The following is a 6,819-nucleotide window of genomic DNA, read 5'->3' on the forward strand; positions in this document are numbered from 1 at the left end:
GACACAATGGGCGCATGACTTCGCTCGCCCACCCGCAGCTGCGTTTCACGCCCACCGTGGCGGACCCCTCCGGCCCCCGGGAGCTGGTGATCCTCGGTTCCACCGGTTCGATCGGCACCCAGGCCATCGACATCGTGCTCCGCAACCCGGACCGGTTCCGGGTGGTGGCCCTGTCGGCGGCGGGCGGCCGGGTGGAGCTGCTGGCCGAGCAGGCGCTGCGGCTGGGCGTGCACACCGTGGCGGTGGCGGACCCGGCGGCCGAGCCGGCGCTGCGGGAGGCGCTGGCGGCGAAGGCGGCGGGCCGTCCGCTGCCGGCCGTGCTGGCGGGTCCGGACGCGGCGACCGAGCTGGCCGGGATGGAGTGCCACTCGGTGCTGAACGGGATCACCGGTTCGATCGGCCTGCGGCCGACGCTGGCCGCGCTGCGCGCGGGCCGGGTGCTGGTGCTGGCCAACAAGGAGTCGCTGATCGTCGGCGGTCCGCTGGTGAAGGCGGTGGCGAAGCCGGGCCAGATCGTGCCGGTGGACTCCGAGCACGCGGCGCTGTTCCAGGCGCTGGCCGGTGGCACCCGGGCGGAGGTCCGCAAGCTGGTGGTGACCGCGAGCGGCGGCCCGTTCCGGACCCGGACCCGGGAGCAGCTGGCCGGGGTGACCCCGCAGGACGCGCTGGCGCACCCGACCTGGGCGATGGGCCCGGTGGTCACGATCAACTCGGCCACCCTGGTCAACAAGGGCCTGGAGGTGATCGAGGCGCACCTGCTGTACGACGTGCCCTTCGACCGGATCGAGGTCGTGGTCCATCCGCAGTCGGTGGTGCACTCGATGGTGGAGTTCACCGACGGCTCGACGCTGGCGCAGGCCAGCCCGCCGGACATGCGGATGCCGATCGCGCTGGGTCTGGGCTGGCCGGACCGGGTGCCGGACGCCGCTCCGGGCTGTGACTGGACCGAGGCCGCGACCTGGGAGTTCTTCCCGCTGGACGACGAGGCCTTCCCGGCCGTCGAGCTGGCCCGTGAGGTGGGCACCCTGGGCGGAACGGCGCCGGCGGTGTTCAATGCCGCGAACGAGGAGTGCGTGGAGGCCTTCCTGAAGGGCCGCCTCGCCTTCACCGGAATCGTGGACACTGTTGCCAAGGTCGTGGCCGAGCACGGACAGTACGACGGCCGGGCGGCGTCGGCGGGAACTTCCCTGACCGTCGAGGACGTCCTGCACGCGGAGGACTGGGCGCGCGCCCGGGCCCGCGAGCTGGCGGCGGGCTGACGGTCCGGACCGCGGCGTCGGGACGCCGGTGCCCCGCGCGCCGGCGGGCCCCGGGGCGGCAGGATCGCGGTACGACGAGACGATGAGCGGAGCGGCATGACGGAGGACCAACGGTGGCAACGGTTTTGACGGTGGTCGGCATCCTGGTCTTCGTGGTCGGGCTGCTCGTCTCGATCGCCTGGCACGAGCTCGGCCACCTCTCCACGGCCAAGCTCTTCGGCATCCGGGTGCCCCAGTACATGGTCGGCTTCGGCCCGACCATCTGGTCGCGCCGCAAGGGCGAGACCGAGTACGGCATCAAGGCGATCCCGTTCGGCGGGTACATCCGGATGATCGGGATGTTCCCGCCGGGCGAGGACGGCCGGATCACCAAACGCAGCAGCTCGCCCTGGCGGAGCATGATCGAGGACGCCCGTGAGGCCTCCTACGAGGAGCTCCAGGAGGGTGACGAGGACCGGCTGTTCTACACCCGCAAGCCCTGGAAGCGGGTCATCGTCATGTTCGCCGGGCCGTTCATGAACCTGGTCCTGGCGTTCGGGCTGTTCCTGACGGTGATGATGGGCTTCGGCGTCAGCATGGCGGTGCCGACCATCGGCTCGGTCGCCCAGTGCGTGGTCAAGGCCGGCCAGCCCACCGACACCTGTCCGGCGGACGCGCCCAAGACCCCGGCCAACGAGATCGGCCTGCGCCAGGGCGACAAGGTGCTCTCCTTCGGCGGCGACCGGATCCGCGACTACGACCAGCTCCAGGCGGACATCCGGAAGTCGGCCGGCCAGCAGGTCGCGATCGTGGTGGAGCGGGGCGGCCAGCAGCTGACCTTCACGCCCACCATCGCCGTCAACGACGTGCAGAAGTACGACGGCAACGGTGTGCCGGTGAAGGGCCAGACCGTCCAGGCCGGCTTCCTCGGATTCACCCCGAAGACTGACACCGTCCAGCTCGGTTTCGGGCAGTCCGTCGACCGGATGTACGACATGGCCGAGAACGGGGTGCGGTCGCTGGCCGCCCTGCCCGGCAAGATCCCCGGCCTGTGGAACGCCGTGGTCGGCGACGCCCCGCGCGACCCGGACTCGCCGATCGGCATGGTCGGCGCGGCCCGGGTCAGCGGTGAGGTGTTCACCCTGCACGAGTCGGCCACCCAGCGGATCGCGATCTTCGTGAACCTGCTGGCCGGCATCAACCTGTCGCTGTTCCTGTTCAACATGCTGCCGCTGCTGCCGCTGGACGGCGGCCACATCGCCGGAGCGGTCTGGGAGTCGGTCCGCCGCCGCTTCGCACAGATGTTCCGCCGGCCGGATCCGGGGCCGTTCGACGTCGCCAAGCTGATGCCGGTCGCATACGTCGTGGCCAGCATCTTCATCGGATTCACCCTGCTGGTGATGGTGGCCGACCTGGTGAACCCGGTGAAGATCGGCTAGGACGTTCGGGTACGGCGGGTGTGCTGGGCGCCCGGACCGTGCCGTACCGTGGAGGCCGGGTGCGCGATACGTCCGCGCGCCCGGCCCCGGCCGTCCCAACGGCGGGGCGGACGACCACACCTCAACCCCGGGGAACCCTGCGCACATGACCGCGATCTCGCTCGGTATTCCGTCCCTGCCGCTCAAGCCGCTCGCCAAGCGCCGCTACTCCCGGCAGATCATGGTCGGCAACGTACCGGTCGGCGGCGACGCCCCCGTCTCGGTCCAGTCGATGACCACCACGGTCACCGCGGACATCAACGCCACGCTGCAGCAGATCGCGGAGCTGACCGCGTCCGGCTGCCAGATCGTCCGCGTCGCCTGCCCGTCCCAGGACGACGCCGACGCGCTGCCGATCATCGCCAAGAAGTCGAAGATCCCGGTCATCGCGGACATCCACTTCCAGCCGAAGTACGTCTTCGCCGCGATCGACGCCGGCTGCGCCGCGGTGCGCGTCAACCCGGGCAACATCAAGGCCTTCGACGACAAGGTCGGCGAGATCGCCAAGGCCGCCAAGGACGCCGGCGTCCCGATCCGGATCGGCGTCAACGCCGGCTCGCTCGACAAGCGCCTGCTGGAGAAGTACGGCCGGGCCACCCCCGAGGCGCTGGTCGAGTCCGCCCTCTGGGAGTGCTCGCTGTTCGAGGAGCACGACTTCCGCGACATCAAGATCTCGGTCAAGCACAACGACCCGGTCGTGATGATCAACGCCTACCGCCAGCTCGCCGCCGCCTGTGACTACCCGCTGCACCTGGGCGTCACCGAGGCCGGCCCCGCCTTCCAGGGCACCATCAAGTCCGCGGTCGCCTTCGGCGCGCTGCTCGCCGAGGGCATCGGCGACACCATCCGGGTCTCGCTGTCGGCCCCGCCGGCCGAGGAGATCAAGGTCGGCAACCAGATCCTGGAGTCCCTCGGCCTGCGCGAGCGCGGCCTGGAGATCGTCTCCTGCCCGTCCTGCGGCCGCGCCCAGGTCGACGTCTACAAGCTCGCGGAGGAGGTCACCGCCGGGCTGGAGGGCATGGAGGTGCCGCTGCGGGTCGCCGTCATGGGCTGCGTGGTGAACGGGCCGGGCGAGGCGCGCGAGGCCGACCTCGGGGTCGCCTCCGGCAACGGCAAGGGCCAGATCTTCGTCAAGGGACAGGTGATCAAGACCGTTCCCGAGTCGAAGATCGTCGAGACCCTGATCGAGGAGGCGCTCAAGCTCGCCGAGCAGATGCAGGGGGAGGGCGTCGAGGCCGGTTCGCCGACCGTCGTCGCGGCGGAGTGACCGCGGGGCGGTCACGGCGCGGTCCGACCGCGCTCCGACCGCCGGCGGTCCGGACGCGACCGCAGTGAAGTCTTCCGGAAGCGGGGCCGTCCGTTCGCGGACGGCCCCGCGGCCGTAGCCGGGTGGGGCCACGGAGTAGGGTGCGGCCAGAGTCGTCTCAGTGAGGTGCTGTCTCGATGATCGATCGAGGTGTGATGCTCCCGAGCTCCTTCCAGGCCGCCCGGGCGCTGGCCACCACCAGGGTGCTGGAGCCCCCCGACCTCGCGGACGCCCTGGAGATCCTCCACCGCGACCCGGTCGCCAACGCCTTCGTCGCCACCCGGGTCGAGGCCGTCGGGCTGGACCCGTGGCGGCTCGGCGGGGAGATGTGGGGCTGGTACGGCGCGGACGGCGTGCTCGACGCCCTCTGCTACGCCGGGGCGAACCTCGTGCTGGTCAACGCCGGTCCGCAGGCCGTCGCGGCCTTCGCCGAGCGGGCCCGGCGGCAGGGCCGCCGCTGCTCCTCGATCGTCGGACCGGCCGGGCCGACCGCGGCCTTCTGGGCGCTGCTGGAACGGAGCTGGGGGCCCGCGCGTGAAGTCCGGGGCCACCAGCCGCTGTTGGCGACCTCCTCGCCCTCGGCGGAGATCGCGCCCGATCCGCTGGTGCGCCGGGTGCGGCGGGACGAGGTGGAGGCGCTGATGCCCGCCTGCGTGGCGATGTTCACCGAGGAGGTGGGGGTCTCCCCGCTGGCCGGTGACGGCGGGCTGCTCTACCAGGCCCGGGTGGCCGAACTCGTCGCCACCGGACGGTCGTTCGCGCGGTTCACGGAGGACGGACAGGTCCTCTTCAAGGCCGAGGTCGGGGCCGTGACCGAGGGGGCCTGCCAGATCCAGGGGGTCTGGGTGGCGCCGGAGTACCGGGGGCAGGGGCTGTCCGAGACCGGGATGGCGGCGGTGCTGGCGGTCGCGCTGCGCGAGGTCGCGCCGGTGGTGTCGCTGTACGTGAACGACTTCAACCTGCGGGCGCGGGCCGCGTATCGGCGGGTCGGCTTCCGGGAGGTCGGGGCGTTCATGAGCGTGCTGTTCTGAGCGTGCTGTTCTGAGCGTGCCGGGGTTCGCCGGTGTTCCGCCGCTCGTCGGGTTCGGATCTTCGGCCGCGGCACGGGGCGGCTGGTAGTAACGTCCGGGGCATGGATCAGCTGACCGGGGTGACGATCGGGGCCATCGACCTCGCGGACTGGGCGCCGCAGGCGCTGGAGGTCCAGGCGGTGGCGTTCGGGCTGACACCCGAGGAGGTCGCGGTACGGCTGCACATCGTGGGGCGGCACGCCCAGCAGCCCGGGGTGATCGCGTTCGGGGCGGTGAGCGGCGGGCGGCTGGTCGGGTTCGGGTACGGGATGCCGAACCGTCGGGACCACTGGTGGAGCACGGTCATCGAGCCGTACCTCACCACCCAGGGCTACGGGGACTGGCTGGACGACGTGTTCGCGGTCACCGAGCTGCACGTGCTGCCGGAGTTCCAGGGGCAGGGCGTGGGGTCCCGGCTGATCCGGCTGCTGTGCGAGGGCTCGGGGCTGGAGCGCAGCATCCTGTCGGCGATCGACGCGGAGACCCCGGCCCGGCGGCTCTACCGGGCGCTGGGGTACCAGGACCTGGCGCGGGCGGTGCGGTTCCCGGCGACGGACCGGCTGTACGCGGTGATGGGTGCGCGGCTGCCGTTGCGGGGGCCGCGCGACGGGGTCGGGGCGGTCTAGGGCGTGTCCGGCGCCTCGGGGCATCAGCCGGAGAGGTGGCCGGCGAGTTCCAGGTGGAGTTCGGCGTCCTCGCGGCGGTCGGTGGCCAGGGCGCGCAGGGCCAGGTCGACGGCGCGGAAGAGGGCCCAGCCGCGCAGTCGTTCGCGGTCGACGTCGAGGGCGTCGGAGAGCTGGCGGAGCCGACGGCGGACGGCGGCCGGGGCGCCGGGGGAGCCGATCAGGGTGTCCGCGCGGTCCAGGGCGAGCCGGGCCAGGTCGTAGGCGCGTTCGCCGGTCAGCGGGCGCGGGTCGATCGCCAGCCAGGGGGCGCGGTCGGCGGCGAGCACATTGCCGTGGTGGAAGTCCCCGTGCAGCAGGAAGGTTTCCGCGGCGGAGCCGGTCAGGTCCGCGGCGGTGGCCAGGGCCTCGTCGACGAGGGGCCGGGCGGCGGCCGCCACCGGATGGGTCTGGTGCTCCCGGAGCCGCGCGACGGTGTCCGTGACCCGGTCGGCGACGGTGGGCAGCCCGGTGTCGGCGGGCGGCTCCACCCAGAGGCGGTGCAGCAGGCTGGTGGCCTCCAGCATGGCCTTGGACTCGGCGAGGGACCGCAGCGGGATCGCGCCGTGCAGGCGCTCCAGCAGCAGCATGCCCTCGGCGGGGTCGGCGGCCAGCAGCAGCACGGCTCCCCGTCCGGCCCAGTGGGTGAGGGCGGTGTGCTCGTGGGCGGTCTCCGGGGTGACCAGACCGGCCTTGAGGACCGCGGGGGAGAGGTCGTCGCGGTGGACGTAGGCGATCAGGCTGAGGCTGCCGCCGGGGTCCAGGACGTGTTCGAGGGTGAGGTCCCACTGGGTGAGGTGGGTGGTGGCCGCGGCCGGCAGAGCGGACAGCCAGCGGCGGCCGGGCTCGCCGTGGGTGGCGGTGACGGTGGACGTCAGCCAGGTGGGGACGGTGATGTGTGGTGTGGGTCCCGACATGGGTCCATTGTCGGCGAGGTGGGGGGTTCTGGATTTTCGGGGGGCTTTCGGGAGGGTGGGTGAGGCCGGGGGCGGTTCCGGGGGTGGGTGCTCCGGGGGCTGGGTGATTTTCGGACTGCCGACCCTCTCTGCGTATACCCCGCCGCCG

Annotated in this window: 6 protein-coding genes; 5 read left to right on the forward strand and 1 reads right to left on the reverse strand. The window is 72.4% G+C overall.

Translation table 11 applies throughout. The features are described from left to right. Window positions 1–14: 14 nt before the first annotated feature. The 5 genes from dxr to ACIP4P_RS44780 all read left to right on the forward strand — a co-directional run bounded on the left by dxr (window position 15) and on the right by ACIP4P_RS44780 (window position 5,718). The gene (dxr, locus tag ACIP4P_RS44760) at window positions 15–1,259 is read left to right on the forward strand and encodes a 1-deoxy-D-xylulose-5-phosphate reductoisomerase (protein WP_400930198.1); all 1,245 of its coding nucleotides are present in this window, start codon (window positions 15–17) and stop codon (window positions 1,257–1,259) included. 113 nt (window positions 1,260–1,372) lie between these two features. Then, window positions 1,373–2,677 carry a M50 family metallopeptidase gene (locus ACIP4P_RS44765; protein ID WP_400930201.1) on the forward strand — a complete coding sequence of 435 codons (1,305 nt, stop codon included), beginning with the start codon at window positions 1,373–1,375 and terminating at the stop codon, window positions 2,675–2,677. A gap of 145 nt (window positions 2,678–2,822) precedes the next feature. Beyond that, window positions 2,823–3,983, forward strand: coding sequence for a flavodoxin-dependent (E)-4-hydroxy-3-methylbut-2-enyl-diphosphate synthase (ispG, locus tag ACIP4P_RS44770; protein ID WP_350518302.1), 1,161 nt, complete (start codon window positions 2,823–2,825; stop codon window positions 3,981–3,983). Window positions 3,984–4,177: 194 nt separating this feature from the next. Continuing rightward, window positions 4,178–5,053, forward strand: a complete 876-nt coding sequence (locus tag ACIP4P_RS44775; RefSeq protein WP_350518306.1) for a GNAT family N-acetyltransferase — start codon at window positions 4,178–4,180, stop codon at window positions 5,051–5,053. Window positions 5,054–5,154: 101 nt separating this feature from the next. Next, window positions 5,155–5,718, forward strand: a complete 564-nt coding sequence (locus tag ACIP4P_RS44780) for a GNAT family N-acetyltransferase (RefSeq protein ID WP_400930205.1) — start codon at window positions 5,155–5,157, stop codon at window positions 5,716–5,718. A 23-nt stretch (window positions 5,719–5,741) separates the two neighbouring features. On the opposite strand, the gene ACIP4P_RS44785 is transcribed toward ACIP4P_RS44780, so the two are convergent. Further along, a complete protein-coding gene (locus tag ACIP4P_RS44785) occupies window positions 5,742–6,671 on the reverse strand; it encodes an aminoglycoside phosphotransferase family protein (RefSeq protein ID WP_400930208.1) in 930 nt (309 codons plus the stop codon). Between the last annotated feature and the right edge of the window lie 148 nt (window positions 6,672–6,819).

This window comes from Kitasatospora sp. NPDC089509 (assembly GCF_044749365.1).
In the GTDB taxonomy this organism is placed as follows: Bacteria; Actinomycetota; Actinomycetes; order Streptomycetales; family Streptomycetaceae; genus Kitasatospora.